This window comes from Streptomyces sp. DH24 (genome assembly GCF_029813775.1).
In the GTDB taxonomy this organism is placed as follows: Bacteria; Actinomycetota; Actinomycetes; order Streptomycetales; family Streptomycetaceae; genus Streptomyces.
Genome location: NZ_JARVKW010000048.1, coordinates 36,639 through 52,891 on the forward strand (window position 1 = coordinate 36,639; position 16,253 = coordinate 52,891).

Genomic DNA, 16,253 nt, shown 5'->3' on the forward strand with positions numbered 1-16,253 from the left:
CGGATCTGGCGTATCTCATCGAGCACGTACAGGGTTCTCTACGACAGCACGGCTGGACCCTCGGCGCTTCCGCGCCCGCCACCCAGTGACCCGAGCTGCCCGACACCACCGCGAACGACAGGAACTGCACGCCGATGACCGTGACGATCCGGCCGGCCGAGAAGAACGACGTCCAGGCCGTGGCCGGACTGATCGAGGAGATCGAGCGCTTCTACGGCACGGCCGAATCCGACATCCAGCCGCCCGACGAACGCCTGGCACAGGTCGAGGAGGCCCTGTTCGGCACGCCGCCGCTGGCCTCCGCACTCGTCGTGGAGGACGAGCTCAAGGAGCTCTACGTCCGCGACCCTCTCCGCCGCCAGGGCACCGGCCCCCGCCTCATGGACGAGCTGCGCGCCGTCGCCGCGGCGGGCGTGCTCCGGCGCACTGCTCAGGACGGTCACCGAAGGGGCCCGTGAACTGGCGTGAGCGGCGTGAGGTGGCGGGGCGGGGCCCTGGGCCCTCAACCCTTGATTCCGTACGGAGTGCACGGGGCCCCACGTTTTCCAAGAAGGAAGGGCCGCGCCGGCTGTTACCGCGGCGGTTCCCCAGCCAGGGCCCCGCGCTGTACGGCGTCTATCAGCGCCAACCAAGGCTCATCAGCGATGGTCAGGGTCGCTCCCTTCCGCTGTTTGGAGTCGCGGATCAGAACTCCGGCTTCGACCCGCGCGCACTCCACGCACTCCGTGCCGCTTCCGCCGCTGTAGGAGGACTTGAACCACTGAAGTCTCGAAGGCGCCGTCATGATCACTCCCTGCTTACCCGGTGGATGAGCTCCGTCGATGACTCGAAGTCGAGTGCCTGCGCGCTCAAGTACTCGAACGCCAATCTATAGCGCTCCAGTTCCTGCTTCTTCTCCATGAACACGCTCCCCCCGAGTAGATCGACGTACACGACATCGAGCTCGCGGGCGGGGCCACGCAACACTACGAAGCTCCCAACGGCCGCTGCGTGTGCGCCTTTTGAGAAGGGCAAGACCTGAATGGTTACGTTGGGGCGCTGTGCCAGGGTCAGTAGGCGTTCGAGTTGTTCCTTCATCACGACTTGACCACCGACTTGACGCCTAAGAGCCGCCTCGTCGATCACGCACCAGATGTGCGGTGGCTCATCGCGGTCGAGGAGCTCTTGCCGCTTCATGCGGATGTCGACCATGTGCTGCACCTCCCGCTCTGGGCAGTGCACCTCCGATGCACGATGAACAGCTTCGGCGTAGGCCCGCGTCTGGAGGAGGCCGGGAATGTACATGCACGCGTAGTGATCTTCGCGAACGACCTCATCCTCAAGCGTGAGCATCAGGTTCATTGATTCTGGGATGGGATCGGCAAGTGAACGCCACCATCCTTGGATCTTCGCGCCCTTGGCCAACTCAACCAGAGCGAGGCGCTCCTCGTCCGACGCGTCGTACTCACGGCAGAGGGCGTCGACCGCCGGCCACTTGACTGTGCCCTCCTTGGTCTCGTAGCGGCTGAGCGTCGCTTTCGAGATGCCTACACGGGTACCGGCCTCCTCCAGGGTGAGGCCTTTGCGTTCGCGGAGTCGACGCAGGTCGGCCCCCAGTTGTCGGCGGCGGGTGGTGGGACCAACTGCCATAGAAACAGTCCTTCCTCTTGAACCATCAGATCGTCAGTCAAGCTGGGTGGGACGGCAACGCAGCGTGCGCCGGGGGCGCTCGGCCGCCTGCCGCGCTTCCAGGGAAGTGCTGTGAGAGTTCCATTTTGAGAGTTTCACTGCAACGCTATGTGTGTAATCCACTTCCGACAGCAATCAGTACCGCATCCAGGAGTTGAGCCGTGGACTGTGCCGCCTACAAGCCCAGGGGCCGTTGGGAGTTGGCGTTCGCCGCCCAGCCGGAGGAAGTAGCGGTCGCTCGGCGGCTGGTACGTGCGCACCTGGGCGGCTGGGGGCTCCCTGAACTGGTCGACGCAGCGGAACTGTGCGTCAGTGAGCTGGTCTCCAACGTCGTCACGCATGTCGGTCATGGCGCCCCGGTCAGCCTTGTTGTGTCCGAGGTTGGCGGCCGTCTGCGGATCGAGGTGCGCGACCCTGACACACGCGCCCTACCCACTCTGGTGAACGCGGGCGACGATGCCGAAGTGGGCCGTGGCATGGCATTGGTCGATGCCCTCACAGAGTGTTGGGGCATCCGGATGGAGCCCGACGGCAAGGTGACGTGGTGCGAGTTGGCGGGCCCGTTTCCGGCCAACGAGCATGGGCAACGTGCATGTGTAACGAAAGCGACGCCGCTTCTCAGCTGCTACGGCAACGACCAACTTGTCAGCTCGCCCCAACGGAGCCGGTTGGCTGCGGTGGTGACAGAAGCTGCTGTGATCGACGTTATCGCAGCCCTACTGCACTGGCTGAGGGCTCACGGCCATGACGCGGACGAGGTGCTTGATCGAGCGCAGACTCGCTTTGAGGCCCAGTTCACCGTGGCAGGCGACTCGCCGTGAATGTCAGCTCGCTGCCGAGGAGTACGTCCATACGTCGGCCGGAAGCGGGTGCTTCAGCCGCCAGGTGATGGCCATGGGCTTGCTGCCCTTGTGGGTGACGTACTCCGCTGGGCCAAGCAGCATCCAGGGCTGGGCTCCGCCGATGTCCGTGGTCTTGTAGCGGCGGACGAATAGCAGTACGTGGCTGCCCTGGGCGACATGGTGCTGATAGCGCAACCCAGTGGTGGACGCCTCCCCGGTCTGGTTCTGGGACTCCCAGTGGAAGAGGGTCTCGCTCAGTGCGTAGTCGTGGTAGCGGGTCTGGGGGGAGAAGTCCTTCTCGTCCTTCTCCAGAGTGATGAGGAGCGCGTCGGTCTTGATGGACTCGCACCACTTGACGCCCTCACGGAAATCACCGGGCATAAAGCCGCCGACGTCGGCCTGGCAAAGGGCGGGGAGGATCTCTTCGCGGCTGTAAGACGCATGCACAGTCAAGGGAAGGCCACGGTCGCCGCCAACGCCGAGGAGCGCAATGGGGACGTGTTCGGTGTGGGCGAGGTTGTAGGCCAATACCTGGCGCAGCTCGCTGCGGAACGCGTCCTGCTGTCGCAGCGCAGCAAACCCTGCCTCGTAGCTCGCAAAGCCCTTCCGCGTGACACCACCCAGCGGCCACAGCTGGAAAAAGAGCATGCGTGCGTACGCCTTCCCCTGCTCGTCCAACTCGCTGTAGGCGGGGGCGTCGTCTTCCAGCATGCGCGTGTACGCAGCTACCCGCAGCGGGTCGTCTACGTGGAGGAAGGCCGAGATCCGTTTGAGGAGGGCAGCTTCGCCTTCGGGCGCTTCTCCAGAGAGCAAGCTCGCGCGGCGCAGGAGGCCCGTCCAGGAGTTGCCGTTACCGCGGTAGAGCTCCTTGATCTCCCGCCTGCTCTCCTCCAAGTAACGGGAGAGCTGCGGCTCTGCGTAGGCAGCCACTTCCCGGGCCAGCGTGATGACGTTCACGCTGAGCTGGTCCTTGATGTTGGCGATGATGGTCTTCTTGGCCTTCTCCTCCAGGATGATTTCGCACCCGGAGGGGAGCTGCGGAAAGTCGTGCTCGATGTGGTCGAGCAGTCTCTTGCGCGTCAGGTTCGTCAGCGCGCGGAACTGGTTCTCGAAACGGAACTCCTTGCGGTGCTGGCCGATGAAATCCAGAACGGTCAGCACGGCCTTGCCTTCGGAGCGCCGGAGTCCTCGGCCGAGCTGTTGCAGGAAGACCGTTGCGCTGGAGGTGGGGCGGAGCAGGAGCAGGGTGTCTACGTCGGGGACGTCGAGGCCTTCGTTGAAGAGGTCGACTGAGAAAATCACCTGCAACGCGCCGGACCTCAAGTCCGTCAGGGCCTGGCGGCGCTGATCAGCCGGAGTTTCACCGGACAGGGCGACAGCCGAGAACCCGGCCGCACGGAAGGACTCCGCCATAAAGTGCGCGTGCGCGACCGAGACGCAGAAGCCCAACGCGCGCATCCGGCTCGGATCGGAGACCTTTTCCTCAACTGCCTTCACCACGAGGGCTGCTCGTACTTTGTTGCCTGTCAGGACGTTGCTCAGAGAGCTTGTGTCGTACGCCCCGCGCTTCCACTCCACCGCGCTCAGGTCGGTGTTATCGCTGATGCCGAAGTAGTGGAAAGGAGATAGGAGCTCATTCTCCAAGGCCTCCCACAACCGCATCTCGGCAGCGATGCGCCCGTCGAAGAACTCGTCCTGGATGTTCTTGCCGTCCATGCGCTCCGGCGTCGCTGTCAGCCCGAGCAACTCCAGCGGCTGGAAGCGATCGATGATTTTCTGATACGTCGGCGACGTTCCGTGGTGGAACTCGTCGATCACGATGACGTCGAAGTGGTCGGGAGCAAGGCGATCAAGCGCACGCGCGTTGAGCGACTGCACGCTGGCGAAGACATGCGTCCAGCGCTCAGGGATCTCTCCACTGTGCAGGGACTCTCCGAAGTTCGCGTCGACCAAGACGTCCTGGTAGGTCCGCAAGGACTGTTGCAGGATTTCCTTGCGGTGAGCGACGAACAGGAGGCGTAGGTCGCGACCGTGCTTGTGGCGCAGGTGTTTGTAGTCGAGTGCTGCCATCACGGTCTTGCCTGTCCCGGTCGCCGCTACCAGGAGGTTGCGGTGCCGGTCGTGAACCTCGCGCTCCACATCAAGTCTTTCCAGCATGTCGCGCTGGTGTGGATACGGCCGGACCTCTAGGCCGGAAAGTGTGATGGGGCGATGGGCGGTCGGGGTGGAGGACACCCCGCCGGCCACTGCCAATGCTTCCTGGAGTCGGCTGCCGTCCACGGCGGGGTCGTAGGCCTCAAAGGACGGGTCGCTCCAGTACGCCTCGAAGGTCGCCTCGAACTTCCGCAGAACGTCAGGTGTGGCCACGGAAGAGAGACGGACGTTCCACTCAAGGCCGTCCAGCAGTGCCGCCTTCGAAAGGTTGGAACTGCCGACGTACGCAGTGTCGTAGCCGGTGTTCCTGCGGAATAGCCATGCCTTGGCGTGCAGGCGGGTTGAGCGCGTCTCGTAGCTGACCTTTACGTCGGCATGGAACTCCCGCACCAAGCGGTCCAGTGCGCGTCGCTCGGTGGCGCCGATGTAGGTCGTGGTGAGGACGCGTATCGGCACCCCTCGGTCATGGGCGGCCTGCAAGGAACGCTCGATGATGCGCAGGCCGTGCCACTTCACGAAGGCGCAGAGGAGGTCGACGCGGTCGGCGGTCGCGAGCTCGGTACGCAGTTCGAAGCCGAGGCTTGGGTCTTCCGGGGAGTTGGTGATGAGGGCGGTGTCCGACAAGGGGATGCCAGGTCGGACGGCGAAGACGCCCGGCGCTTCTTGGCGCGTCAGTGCGAGGAGCTGGCGGGGACCGTCAGCGACGAGATCTACCCACTCTTGCGCCCCCTCTAGCGTGCTGATGGATTCCAAGATGTGGTTTGCCGCGTGCACACGATCCTCGGCGGGGAGATTCCGTAGGACGCGGCTGACCGTGCGCGATACGTGCCGGGCGAGCACATGAGGGACTGACTCAGGGCCGACTGCGTCATGCACCGGATGCCACCCGAGCTCGGAGAGCTGCTCCAGCTTCTGCTCGAAACGGAGCGTGATGAGCTGTTCGTACAGGCCAGCAGCAGGTTGGGCCAGCTCCTCCGGCTCAGACACTCAGGCTCCTTCGATCGCTCTGGCAGCTGCGTTCATATGTAACAGAGACCACTGACAACCATGGGCCGAAGTCGTCCGAGGTGGCGCGTGAGGAGCCCACAACCCGCCGTCAGCCAAAAGAGGTTTGACAGCAATGATCGATCTCGATCAAGTATGGACGCGTGGAAATCGAACGGGTTGGCGGGCATGTGCGAGGCGTCCCGGTAGGCGCAGTCTTCGCTGTGCGCAAGGAGGTGCAGAAGGCAAAGCTGCACAGGGATAACCAACGGGGCATCTCGTGGGTTTCAGACGAGGACGGTCTCCAGGTAGGAGACGCGATCGTCCTCCACGGAGGTTACGAGGACGACCAGGACGAGTGGGAGACGATCCAGTACACGGGGGCCTCACCAAGCAAGGACAGGGACCCGAAGACGAAGAAGCTTCTCCGCAGTCAGTCGTGGACCTACCTCGACAACGCCGCGTTGCTGCGGAGCTACCAGCGTGGGTATCACATACGCGTGATCCGCGGGTACAAGGGAGATGCTCGCTACTCGCCAAGTAAGGCCGACGGGTATCGATACGACGGCCTGTACAGGATCACAGCTGCTCGTACCGCAACCTCGAAGTCTCCCGCCCCGGACGGCTCCGAGATTCAGATCTGCCAGTTCGACTTGGAGCGTTTGCCGGAGGACCAGCAGGTCCAGACCGACCTTGAACGCCAGATCATCGACGCATTGGACGAGTCCGCCGAGCAGCAGGAGAAGTTCCCGCGCTCGCGGAGCGTGCAGGTGCGCCGTCTGGTCCGGGACACGGCCGCAGTGAGGCGAATCAAAAGCCTCTACGAGGGGGAGTGCCAGCTCTGTGGCCTTCGGCTGGAAGGGCCGGACGGCAAGCCCTACAGCGAGGGCGCGCATATAAGGCCCTTGGGAAAGCCTCACCACGGCCCTGACGTGGAGCCCAACATCCTTTGCCTCTGCCCGAACTGCCACGTTCGGCTCGACATCGGCGCGGTCGTTGTCGACCACGACTGGTCGGTCGTCATGCGAGCTGGCCTATTCGGCGCAGGTCTCCGGACAAAGCTCCTGGTGAAAAAGGGGCATCGCGTCCACCCGGAGTACCTGCGCTACCACCGGGATTACTGGAGTAAGCGCGGGGTGGGCTCAGCGAGTTGAACCCACCCTCGTAGGAAGAAGAGGCGGGCGGGCGGCGCGGGGAGCGCATGCCCCGCTAAGCAACCGCCCCCTCTACACCCCGTGACACTCCCCATAAGCGCCCCCCGCCCCGCACCAGCACTCCGCCCCCCGCTGCGGAGGCCACGGCATCGCCCGCCCGCGGGCCGCCAGTGTCGTCGCGTACTGCGGCAGCAGTGTCGTGTCCGTCGGGGACGTGCCCTCCGAGGCCGCGAAGGCCTCGTAGGACGGGACCGTGCCCGTGACGATGCCCAGGTTGGGGGTGCCGGAGGCGGCGAGTTCGCGGAGGGACTGCTCTATGGCGGCCAGGTGTTCCTCGTGGGACGGGTACTCCGCCGACAGGGACGGGTACGCCTCCAGGAGTTCCCTCAGTTCGTCCGTCGGCCAGTGCAGGACCGCCACCGGGAACGGGCGGGACAGGGCCTCGCGGTAGGCGCCCAGTTCCGCGCGCAGGCGGAAGATCTCCGCCTCCAGTTCCGCCGGGTTGTCCGAGCCGAGGGACCACACGCGCTTCGGGTCGTGGAGCTCGTCCAGGGAGACCGGCAGCGTGTGCAGGGTGTCCGCGAGGGCGTCCCACTCGTCGTGGGCCACGCCCAGCATGCGGCGGACGCGGTGGCGGCCGAAGAGGAGGGCGTGCGCCGACTTCGGAGGCTCCGGCGCGTCCTTCAGGAACTTGGTCGCGCCCTCCGTGAACGTCTCGTGCGCCGCCTCCAGTTCGTCGTGCGACTCCAGCGCCTCCGCGACGATCACCCACGCCGCCGGGTCCCGCGGGGACGCCGCGCGGACGCCCTCGATGATCGCCCTGGCCTCGGCCTCGTGGTCGTACTCCCACAGGTTCGACGCCTTGAGCGCCCGCACCAGGACCGGGTCCTCCAGCGTGTCCGGCGACGACAGCAGGCGGTCGTAGAGCGCGGTCGCCGCCGGGCGGTCGCCGGCCAGTTCCAGATGGGCCGCGGCCCGCAGCAGCAGGGCCTCGGCGTCCTCCGGGTACAGGCCGGCGGTTCGCTCCAGGCGTGCCGCTTCGGCGGAGTGGTCGACGTTCTCGGCAGGCGTGTCGGGGCGCATGGGGGACACGGTACTGCCGCCCGCCGACGTACGTGAGGTATCCGCAGGCCAGCCGCGTTCCGCCACCGCGCCGACACGGTGCCGACACCGGGCCGCCACCGCCTCGCCACGACGTTGCCGCCGCTGTTGCCTCGCCGCGACGTCACCGTCGCCGGCGCCTTGCCACGGCACCGCGGTCACGTCAGCATGCCGCCGCCGTACCGCCCCCGCCGCGCCGCCGTACCGAGGTACCGCCCGCCGTACCGGCGGCCCGCCCGCACCCCGCGACCGGCCCCGCGCCCCCCGCCGCCAACGCCCGCCCTACACCGTCACCCCGTCCACCTGAAGCGTCTGCACCGAGAGTGCCGCGAACGGCACCGCCACCGATGTGCCGTTCAGATACGTGTCCGAGTGGGCCGTGTAGAGGTCGCCGCCGCCCGTCGTCACCGTGTTCCAGCGCGGGACCAGGCCGGACGGGCCGCCCGTCGCCGTCGCGAAGCGGGACAGGTCGAAGGTCAGGGTCTGCGGGGACGTCGACGTGTTCGCCGCCACGATCACCAGGCGCCGTGCCGCCCGGTCCAGCGCCGCCACCGCGTAGCTCACGCCGGTGTCCAGGATCGTCATGCCGGGGCGGATGTGCCGGGAGAACTGCGCGAGCACGTAGTACTTCGTCTGCACCGCGCCCGGCTGGAGGGTCACCGGGTCGTACGCGATCGTCGCCCAGCCGGGGCTCGGGTCCATGACCTGCCAGTACGCCCAGGCCGTCGGGTGCAGCCAGCGGAAGTCGGAGAGCAGGTTGCTCGCCATGGTCATGCCGGTGCCGTCGCGGTCGCCCGTCTCCGAGTTCCACAGGACCTTGCGGGCCGTGGTCACGACGTCCGTGTAGAGCAGGTCGCGGCGCCCGCCGGAGCCCTGGTAGCCGTGCACGTTCACCTGGTGGACCAGGGACTTCGTGCTCGCGGAGAAGGAGTTCCAGGTGGTGCGGCCCAGGTCGTAGCTCGTCTCGTCGGACGCCGAGATACGGGTGCCGGTCAGGCCCCGCTTGTCCAACTCGCTGCGCAGGTGCGGCAGTACGGCCGCCTGCACACCGGCGTCCATGTGGCAGCCCTCCTGCGTGCCGGTGGCCGTCCACCAGCCGGAGCTGGGCTCGTTGAAGGGGTCGACCGTCGCGAAGTTCACCCCCCAGTTCCGGCGGGCGTGCAGGGCCACCGCCGCCAGGTGGGCCGCGTGCTGGCGGTAGTTCCACGTCTGGAGGTTGTTGCCGCCGTCGGCCGCGCCCGACGGGTTGTGGTTGTTGCACATCCACCACATCGGGGAGTTGGCGAACAACTCGCTGATCGCGCCGCGCTGCGTGGCCTTCACCAGCATCGCGCGCTGCGCCGCGTCCGCCGACCACTTCCAGGCGGACGACTCCGGGTCCTCGTTCCTCCAGTCCTGCCAGAAGCCCTCGATCTGCTTGAACTTCGGGATGTTGGGCGACGCGACCATCGTCTCGCCGTTCACGCTGTTCCAGCTGCACGCGCCGAGGTTGTAGCGGGCGATGTTCAGGCCGAGGCCGGGCAGCGTCCGGCCGCCGTACGCGACCTGCTGGGTGGTGAAGAAGAGGTCGGCGAAGTCGTCCCGGGTGCCGAAGACGTTCGCCCACCAGGCCAGGGAGGTGCCCCAGCCCTCCCAGGTGCCGTAGGTGGTCGAGGGGTTGACGCCGACCGTGGCGTCGGCGTGCGCGGTGCCGGTCGCCAGGCCGCTGCCGAGGAGGGTGCCACCCGCGGCCGCCAGCAGGGTTCTGCGTCGGATCATCGCTTCTCCGGTGAGTGAGGACGCCTCATGCGGCGCCTGTCGTGGGCATGCCATGAGCGTGTCCAGGGATGGGTGATGGCCGTTCGACGCGGCCCCCGGCCGCCGGTCAACAGGAAGCATGGGGGCGGTGCCCGGGGTTGTCGAGAGGGGCGGCACGGTTTCTTACGGCCCTTTCTCAAACCCCTGCATGAAGTCGGCCGGCGCGGCGCTGCGGTAATCTCGCACCACGCGTGTCACGTCGGTCGAAGGCGGAGGGAGGCAGCCGTGCGAGAAGGTCGCGCCGGCCTGCGTCCCGCCCTCGTGCCGCTCGTGCTGCTGCTCCAGGTGCTGCTGCTCGACACCGGCAGCCTCACCGCCACCGTCGCCCTCGCCGCGACCGCCGCCGCCGGGTCCGCGCTCACCGTCTGCTCCGTGATCGTCGCCCGCTGCGCGCCCGCCGTGCCGCCCACCCGGGTGCGTACGGCCATCCGCGACCGGAACCGGCGTACCGCCTTCCTGCCGCAACGCGACCCCGACGCCAAGGGGCGCACCCGGCCCCGGGCACCCGGACTCGCCCTCCCGGCGACCGTCGCGTAGGGCACCAGCCGCTCATCGGACCGTGACCCCGCGCGGGTCGTCATGCCGCCATCTCCTCTTCCGGCACGACGAGACCCCCGGAGGGCTCACCCATGTCCGTTTTCGCCAACCTGGTCGGGCACCTGGCCGACCTGCTCCAGCCGCTGTTCGGCGCCGGTGCCGCCGCTGCCGCCATCGTCCTGTTCACCGCGTTCGTACGGCTCCTGGTCCTGCCGCTGTCCCTGGCCGCCGCGCGCGGGCAGCGGGCCCGCACCGCGCTCCAGCCGAAGATCGCCGAGCTGCGCCGCAAGCACGCCAGGAATCCCGAGAAGCTCCAGCGGGCCGTGCTCGAACTGCACGCCGAGGAGAAGGTGTCGCCGCTGTCGGGCTGCCTGCCCAGCCTGTGCCAGGCGCCCGCGTTCTTCCTGCTGTACCACCTGTTCTCCAGCACGACGATCGGCGGCCGGGCCAACGAACTGCTCGCCCACCAGTTGTTCGCCGCGCCCCTCGGCGGGCGCTGGGCGGACGCCCTCGGGGGCGGCGGCGTGTTCGGGGACGCCGGGCTCGTCTACGTCGCGCTGTTCGCGTTCGTCGCGGCCGTCGCCGCGTTCACCTGCCGCCGCACCAAGCGGACCATGGCCGCCAACCCCGCCATGGCGGCCGCGAGCGGGGAGCAGGTGCCGGGGCTCGGTGCGGTCAACCGGGTCGTGCCGTTCCTGTCGTTCTTCACGCTGATCAGCGTCGCCGTCGTGCCGCTCGCCGCCGCGCTGTACGTGGTGACCAGCACGACGTGGAGCGCCGTCGAACGGGCCGTGCTCTACCGGTGAGCCCTCGGGCTCCACCGGTCAGCCCTCGGGGCGGGCGGCGCGGTCCAGTCCGTGAACGGGGTATTGCGGGCTGGTCGCTCCTCGTGGAGGATCAGCCAAGTCCGCCGACGGCCGCGCCCGCCGCACCCGGGTCGCACGTGGTCGGCGGGCGACCGCGATCGAGGGAGATTGTGATCATGAAGCTGCTGCGAGTCGGTACGGCGGGGCAGGAACGGCCCGCGCTGCTCGACGCCGGGGGCACCCTGCGCGACCTGTCCGGCCTGGTACCGGACATCGACGGGGCGCTGCTCGCCGACGACGCGGCGCTCGACCGGCTCCGCGCCGCGGCCGACGCCGGCGAGCTGCCCGTGCTGGACGGCACCGGGCTGCGGATCGGGCCGCCGCTGGCCCGCATCGGCAAGATCGTGTGCATCGGGCTGAACTACCACGACCACGCCCGCGAGACCGGCGCCGAGCCGCCCGCCGAGCCGGTCGTCTTCTTCAAGGCGCCGGACACGGTGGTCGGCCCGTACGACACCGTGCTCGTGCCGCGCGGTTCGGTGAAGACCGACTGGGAGGTCGAGCTCGCGGTCGTCGTCGGCCGTACGGCCCGCTACCTCGACTCGGCCGAGGAGGCGCTCGGCCACGTCGCCGGGTACGCCGTCGCGCACGACGTGTCCGAGCGGGAGTTCCAGATCGAGCGGGGCGGCACCTGGGACAAGGGCAAGAACTGCGAGACGTTCAACCCGCTGGGGCCCTGGCTGGTGACCGCCGACGAGGTGCCCGACCCGCAGGACCTCGCCCTGAAGCTGTGGGTCAACGGCGAGCTGAAGCAGGACGGCACGACGGCCGACCAGATCTTCCCGGTCGGCGAAGTCGTCCGGTACGTCAGCCGGTTCATGACCCTGTACCCGGGTGACGTCATCAACACCGGTACGCCCGCCGGGGTGGCGATGGGGCACCCGGAGCCCAAGCCGTACCTGCGGGCCGGGGACGTCGTGGAGCTGGAGATCCCTGGGCTGGGGCGGCAGCGGCAGGAGCTGAAGGACGCGTAGCGCTCCGCGGGCGAGGCGGGGCGAGGCGGGGGTGGGGCTGGGCTGGGTCGCGGCTGCACGGCGGAGCGGATGCACGGCGGAGCGGAGCCGTGGGTCGTCGCGGGTGCGTGGTCCGGGGTGGTGGGGCGCGCCCGGGTGCGCTCCTGGCGGGGCCGCGCTTCGGACGCGGCCCCGCGCGCCCCTCGGGGCGTCACCTCACGCCAGCAGCGATGCCAGGCGGCGCCATTCCGTCCTGGGGAGGGTGTCCCGTTCGGTGCCGGTGACCACCTGGAGCGCCACGTGGTCCGCGCCCGCCGCGTGGAACGTGGCGATGCGGTCGCGGATGCGGGACTCGTCGCCCCACGCGAACACCGCGTCCACCAGGCGGTCGCTGCCGCCGTCCGTCAGGTCGTCCTCCGTGAAGCCGAGCCGCAGGAAGTTGTTCGTGTAGTTCGGCAGGGACAGGTACATGGCCAGGACGCCACGGGCCAGCTCGCGGGCGCGGGCCGGGTCCGCCTCCAGGACCACCTTCAACTCCGGGGCGAGCAGCGGACCTTCGCCGAGGATGCCGCGGGCCTGCGCCGTGTGCTCCGGGGTGACCAGGTACGGGATCGCGCCCGCCGCCCGGTCCCGGGCCAGCTCCAGCGTCTTCGGGCCGAGGGCGGCGAGCACCCGGCGGTCCGCGGGCACCCCGGCGGCGTCCTGCGCGTCGAGGTAGGCGACCAGGGCGGAGTACGGGCGGCGGTACTGCTCGGCCAGCTTGGCGTGGCTCACCCCGAGGCCCAGCGCGAAACGGCCCGGGTGGGCGGCCTCCAGCTCCGCGAAGGCCGCCGCGCTCGCCTCCGCGTCGTGCTGCCAGATGCTCTGGATGCTGGTCCCGACGGTGATCCGGGAGGTCGCCCGGATCAAGGGCTGCGCGTGGTCGGCCGAACTGCTGCCGCCGAGCCAGAGGGCGCCGAAGCCGAGCTCCTCCAACTCGGCGGCGGCCTCGGCGCGTTCATCCCGCCCGTCCGGGTCCTCGGAGCGCAGGGCCGCGCTCCAGACGCCGTACCGTCCGACGGATTCCTTCAGGCTCACTGCGGTGCCGCTCATCGGTGCCGGTCCCTCCGGTGGGGTGCGGTGATCGTCAGTCGTACACCACGCCCAACCGGAGGGCGGCCCCGGATAATCCCGGGGTCCGGAGTCCGGAGTCCGGGGTCCGGGGTCGGGGGTCGGGGGTCCGGGTCCCGGTGCGGGTCACGTCTTCAGGAACTGCTCCAGTGCCTCCACCACGAAGCGGTGGTCCTGGAGCTGCGGCAACCCGGACACCGTCACCGCGCCGATCACGCCCACGTTCTCGACGGTGATCGGGAACGAACCGCCGTGCGCCGCGTACGTGTCCGGATCGAGCCGCGAGGACTCCTCGAACGACGTGCCCTTGGCCCGGAACCGGGCGCCCACCAGGTACGACGCGCTGCCGTAGCGCTCCACGACCCGGCGCTTGCGGGCGATCCACGCGTCGTTGTCCGGGGTGGAGCCCGGCAGCGCCGCGTGGAACAGTTGCTGGCCGGCGCGGTGGATGTCGACGGCCACCGGCGCCTGCCGCTCCCGGGCCATCTCCACCAGCAGCGAGCCGAGCGCCCAGGCGTCGTCGTAGGTGAACTGCCGGAAGACCAGGCGGCGTTCCTGCGCCTCCAGTTCCTCCAGGGTCGGACTGAGCTCCGGATGGAACTTCGGGGTCAGTTCCTGGCTGCGCGGGTTGTGCGGGTTGTTCTGACTGGGAGTCACAGCTTCACCACCACTTCGTCGCGGGCCGAACGGCGGGCCGCCTCCAGGACGTCGAGCGCGGCCGCCGCCTCCCGGGCGGTCACCGGGTTCGGGCCGCCGCCGCGGAGGGCGTTCGCCACGGCCGCATAGTAGGCGGGGTAGTCGCCCGGCAGGGTCGGCTCGGGGAGTCCGCCGCCGGTCAGCGGGGACTCGCCGGCGCCGACGCGGCCCCACAGCGACTCGGGCTCGGTGCCCCAGTCCGCCGCGTCGGGCCCCGGCCGCCTGCCCTCGCGCAGGGCCGCCTCCTGCGGGTCGAGGCCGTACTTGACGTAGCCCGCCCGCGAGCCGAGCACCCGGAAGCGCGGGCCGAGCTGGGCGGTCGTCGCCGAGACGTAGAGGTGGGACCGGACGCCGCCGGCGTGCGTCAGCGCGATGAACGTGTCGTCGTCCGTCTGCGCGCCCGGCCGGCGGATCACCGTCTCCGCGTACACCGAGGTCACCGGGCCGAACAGGACCAGTGCCTGGTCGACGACGTGGCTGCCGAGGTCGTAGAGCAGGCCGCCGATCTCCGCCGGGTCGCCGGACTCCCGCCAACCGCCCTTCGGCTGCGGGCGCCACCGCTCGAACCGCGACTCGAACCGCCATACGTCGCCCAGCTCGCCGGCGGTCAGCAGCCTGCGCAGGGTCAGGAAGTCGTTGTCCCAGCGGCGGTTCTGGAAGACGGACAGCAGCAGGCCCCGCTCCTCGGCGAGGGCGGCCAGCTCGCGCGCCTCGGCCGCCGTGCCCGCGACCGGCTTGTCCACGACGACCGGCAGACCGGCATTCAGGGCCGTGGTCGCGAGCGGGACGTGCGTCTTGTTCGGCGACGCGACGACGATCAGGTCCAGTTCGTCGGCGCGGTCGAACAGCTCGTCCGCCGACGCGGCCACGCGGACGTCCGGGAACTCGGCGCGGGCCTGCTGCTGCCGCTCGGGGTTCGAGGTGACCACCGTGTCCAGGGCCAGGCCCTCGGTGGCGGCGATCAGCGGGGCGTGGAAGACGGAGCCCGCGAGGCCGTAGCCCACGAGGCCGACACGCAGGGGGGTGCCGGGGGGAGTACCAGTCATGCGTCCACTTTCGCAACGGTGTTGCCAAAGTGCAAGTAGGGGCGAGAATGGCAGCGTGAACAGGACGAACGGTGGCGCGAACCTGCTCGCCCTGCGCAGCCACAACACCGCGCTGGTGCTCGACCTGCTGCGCACGGCGGGCGCCGGGGGAATCAGCCGGCTGGAACTGGCCGAGCGGACCGGGCTCACCCCGCAGGCGGTCAGCAAGATCACGGCGCGGCTGCGGGAGGACGGGCTCGTGGCGCAGGCCGGGCGGCGGGCGTCGACGGGGGGCAAGCCGCGGACGGTACTGCGGCTGGTGCCGGAGGCGGGGCACGCGGTGGGGGTGCATCTGGACCGGGACGAGCTTCGGGCGGTGCTGGTGGATCTCGACGGGGTGGTGGTGGCGGAGCGGCGGTGTGCGGTGGATCTGGGCGCCGGGGCGGATGCCGTGGTGGGGGTGGTGGGGCGGGAGGTCGGGGCGTTGGTCGGGGGTGGTGGTGCCGGTGGTGAAGGTGGTGCCCGTGGTTCTAGTGGTGCGGGTGTTGCTGGTGATGCAGGTGGCGCCGCCGGTGCCGGTGCCTGTGCCTGTGCCGGTGGCGCTGCCGGTGCCCTCGGTGCGGAGGCTGTGGGGGGTTCCTGTTCGTTTTCGGTGCTCGGTGTGGGGGTTGCGCTGCCCGGGCCGCTCGATCATGCGCGCGGGGTGTTGCAGCGGGTCACCGGGTTTCCCGAGTGGGACGGCTTTCCGCTGCGGGACGCGTTGGCGCGGCGGCTGGGGGTGCCGGTCGTCGTGGACAAGGACACCAATGCCGCGGCACTGGGGCTTGCGGCGAAGGGGGAGGGCGGGGGCGGTTCCTCGTTCGCCTACCTGCATCTCGGTACGGGGCTGGGGGCCGGGTTGGTGATCGGCGGGGCCGTGCACCGGGGGGCGCGGACCGGGGCCGGGGAGTTCGGGCACCAGGTCATTCAGCTGGACGGGCCGCGGTGCGGGTGCGGGGACCGGGGGTGCGTCGAGGCGCTGTGTCTGGCCGCCGTGGCGCGGGGTGAGATGGGGGAGGCGGCGCGGGTGCTGGGGGCCGGGGCCGCGAACCTCGTGGGGCTGCTGGACATTGACCTCGTGCTGCTCGGTGGGCGGACGGTGGAGGGGGCGCCGGGGGAGTTCGTGCGGGGGGTTGCGGCTGTGCTGGATGCGCGGGCCCGGAGGGAGGGGCGGGGGGGGGGCGGGGTGCCGGGGCGGCGGTCCCGGCGCTGCCGCCGGGGTTGGCCAGGGGGCCGGGCTCGGGGGTGAAACCGAGGTCGGCGGCGTTGCGCAGGAGGGCGCGGGTACGGGCGTGGGCGTACCGCACGCGGAAGAGCGGGTTGCTCT

The 16,253-nt window shown here is 69.6% G+C and carries 15 protein-coding genes; 7 read left to right on the forward strand and 8 right to left on the reverse strand.

Going from position 1 to position 16,253, the window contains the following annotated elements:
• Window positions 1-134: 134 nt before the first annotated feature.
• Window positions 135-458 (forward strand): hypothetical protein, encoded by a 324-nt coding sequence (locus tag QC282_RS28075; protein ID WP_279552377.1) that lies wholly within the window; start codon window positions 135-137, stop codon window positions 456-458.
• A gap of 113 nt (window positions 459-571) precedes the next feature.
• On the opposite strand, the gene QC282_RS28080 is transcribed toward QC282_RS28075, so the two are convergent.
• Together QC282_RS28080 and QC282_RS28085 are read right to left on the reverse strand one after the other, a co-directional pair.
• Window positions 572-784, reverse strand: coding sequence for a DUF397 domain-containing protein (locus QC282_RS28080; RefSeq protein ID WP_279552378.1), 213 nt, complete (start codon window positions 782-784; stop codon window positions 572-574).
• 2 nt (window positions 785-786) lie between these two features.
• Complete coding sequence (locus tag QC282_RS28085) at window positions 787-1,629, reverse strand: helix-turn-helix transcriptional regulator (protein WP_279552379.1); 843 nt, start codon at window positions 1,627-1,629, stop codon at window positions 787-789.
• A 200-nt stretch (window positions 1,630-1,829) separates the two neighbouring features.
• Here QC282_RS28085 and QC282_RS28090 point away from each other — a divergent pair, with 200 nt between their 5' ends.
• Entirely contained in the window at window positions 1,830-2,489 is a 660-nt protein-coding gene (locus QC282_RS28090) for an ATP-binding protein (protein ID WP_279552380.1), read from the forward strand.
• Window positions 2,490-2,492: 3 nt separating this feature from the next.
• Here the strand turns inward: QC282_RS28090 and QC282_RS28095 are convergent, their stop codons facing one another.
• Window positions 2,493-5,651, reverse strand: a complete 3,159-nt coding sequence (locus tag QC282_RS28095) for a DEAD/DEAH box helicase (RefSeq protein WP_279552381.1) — start codon at window positions 5,649-5,651, stop codon at window positions 2,493-2,495.
• 161 nt (window positions 5,652-5,812) lie between these two features.
• Between QC282_RS28095 and QC282_RS28100 the strand changes: the two genes are divergently transcribed.
• Window positions 5,813-6,802 (forward strand): YDG/SRA domain-containing protein, encoded by a 990-nt coding sequence (locus tag QC282_RS28100; protein WP_279552382.1) that lies wholly within the window; start codon window positions 5,813-5,815, stop codon window positions 6,800-6,802.
• Window positions 6,803-6,874: 72 nt separating this feature from the next.
• On the opposite strand, the gene QC282_RS28105 is transcribed toward QC282_RS28100, so the two are convergent.
• Together QC282_RS28105 and QC282_RS28110 are read right to left on the reverse strand one after the other, a co-directional pair.
• Window positions 6,875-7,885, reverse strand: coding sequence for a hypothetical protein (locus tag QC282_RS28105; RefSeq protein ID WP_279552383.1), 1,011 nt, complete (start codon window positions 7,883-7,885; stop codon window positions 6,875-6,877).
• Between the two features lie 300 nt (window positions 7,886-8,185).
• Entirely contained in the window at window positions 8,186-9,661 is a 1,476-nt protein-coding gene (locus tag QC282_RS28110) for a glycoside hydrolase (protein WP_279552384.1), read from the reverse strand.
• 264 nt (window positions 9,662-9,925) lie between these two features.
• Between QC282_RS28110 and QC282_RS28115 the strand changes: the two genes are divergently transcribed.
• The 3 genes from QC282_RS28115 to QC282_RS28125 all read left to right on the forward strand — a co-directional run bounded on the left by QC282_RS28115 (window position 9,926) and on the right by QC282_RS28125 (window position 12,077).
• Window positions 9,926-10,237, forward strand: a complete 312-nt coding sequence (locus QC282_RS28115; RefSeq protein ID WP_279552385.1) for a DUF6412 domain-containing protein — start codon at window positions 9,926-9,928, stop codon at window positions 10,235-10,237.
• Between the two features lie 92 nt (window positions 10,238-10,329).
• On the forward strand, window positions 10,330-11,043 hold the full coding sequence (locus tag QC282_RS28120; protein ID WP_279552386.1) for a membrane protein insertase YidC: 714 nt from the start codon (window positions 10,330-10,332) through the stop codon (window positions 11,041-11,043).
• A gap of 176 nt (window positions 11,044-11,219) precedes the next feature.
• Window positions 11,220-12,077 (forward strand): fumarylacetoacetate hydrolase family protein, encoded by an 858-nt coding sequence (locus QC282_RS28125; RefSeq protein ID WP_279552387.1) that lies wholly within the window; start codon window positions 11,220-11,222, stop codon window positions 12,075-12,077.
• Window positions 12,078-12,272: 195 nt separating this feature from the next.
• Here the strand turns inward: QC282_RS28125 and QC282_RS28130 are convergent, their stop codons facing one another.
• The 3 genes from QC282_RS28130 to QC282_RS28140 all read right to left on the reverse strand — a co-directional run bounded on the left by QC282_RS28130 (window position 12,273) and on the right by QC282_RS28140 (window position 14,908).
• Window positions 12,273-13,148: an LLM class F420-dependent oxidoreductase gene (locus QC282_RS28130; protein ID WP_279552388.1), complete on the reverse strand. Its 876-nt coding sequence runs from the start codon at window positions 13,146-13,148 to the stop codon at window positions 12,273-12,275.
• A gap of 144 nt (window positions 13,149-13,292) precedes the next feature.
• On the reverse strand, window positions 13,293-13,778 hold the full coding sequence (locus QC282_RS28135; protein WP_279552393.1) for a heme-degrading domain-containing protein: 486 nt from the start codon (window positions 13,776-13,778) through the stop codon (window positions 13,293-13,295).
• 41 nt (window positions 13,779-13,819) lie between these two features.
• The gene (locus tag QC282_RS28140; protein ID WP_279552389.1) at window positions 13,820-14,908 is read right to left on the reverse strand and encodes a Gfo/Idh/MocA family oxidoreductase; all 1,089 of its coding nucleotides are present in this window, start codon (window positions 14,906-14,908) and stop codon (window positions 13,820-13,822) included.
• A 55-nt stretch (window positions 14,909-14,963) separates the two neighbouring features.
• On the opposite strand from QC282_RS28140, the gene QC282_RS28145 reads away from it, so the two are divergent.
• On the forward strand, window positions 14,964-16,175 hold the full coding sequence (locus tag QC282_RS28145; protein WP_279552390.1) for an ROK family transcriptional regulator: 1,212 nt from the start codon (window positions 14,964-14,966) through the stop codon (window positions 16,173-16,175).
• Window positions 16,176-16,253 lie beyond the last annotated feature (78 nt).

Excerpts from the sequence above, each read along its gene's own strand:
- QC282_RS28075 (WP_279552377.1), top strand. The coding sequence starts at position 135 with ATGACCGTGACGATCCGGCCGGCCGAGAAGAACGACGTCCAGGCCGTG.
- QC282_RS28080 (WP_279552378.1), bottom strand. The coding sequence starts at position 784 with ATGACGGCGCCTTCGAGACTTCAGTGGTTCAAGTCCTCCTACAGCGGC.
- QC282_RS28085 (WP_279552379.1), bottom strand. The coding sequence starts at position 1,629 with ATGGCAGTTGGTCCCACCACCCGCCGCCGACAACTGGGGGCCGACCTG.
- QC282_RS28105 (WP_279552383.1), bottom strand. The coding sequence starts at position 7,885 with ATGCGCCCCGACACGCCTGCCGAGAACGTCGACCACTCCGCCGAAGCG.
- QC282_RS28110 (WP_279552384.1), bottom strand. The coding sequence starts at position 9,661 with ATGATCCGACGCAGAACCCTGCTGGCGGCCGCGGGTGGCACCCTCCTC.
- QC282_RS28120 (WP_279552386.1), top strand. The coding sequence starts at position 10,330 with ATGTCCGTTTTCGCCAACCTGGTCGGGCACCTGGCCGACCTGCTCCAG.
- QC282_RS28125 (WP_279552387.1), top strand. The coding sequence starts at position 11,220 with ATGAAGCTGCTGCGAGTCGGTACGGCGGGGCAGGAACGGCCCGCGCTG.
- QC282_RS28130 (WP_279552388.1), bottom strand. The coding sequence starts at position 13,148 with ATGAGCGGCACCGCAGTGAGCCTGAAGGAATCCGTCGGACGGTACGGC.
- QC282_RS28140 (WP_279552389.1), bottom strand. The coding sequence starts at position 14,908 with ATGACTGGTACTCCCCCCGGCACCCCCCTGCGTGTCGGCCTCGTGGGC.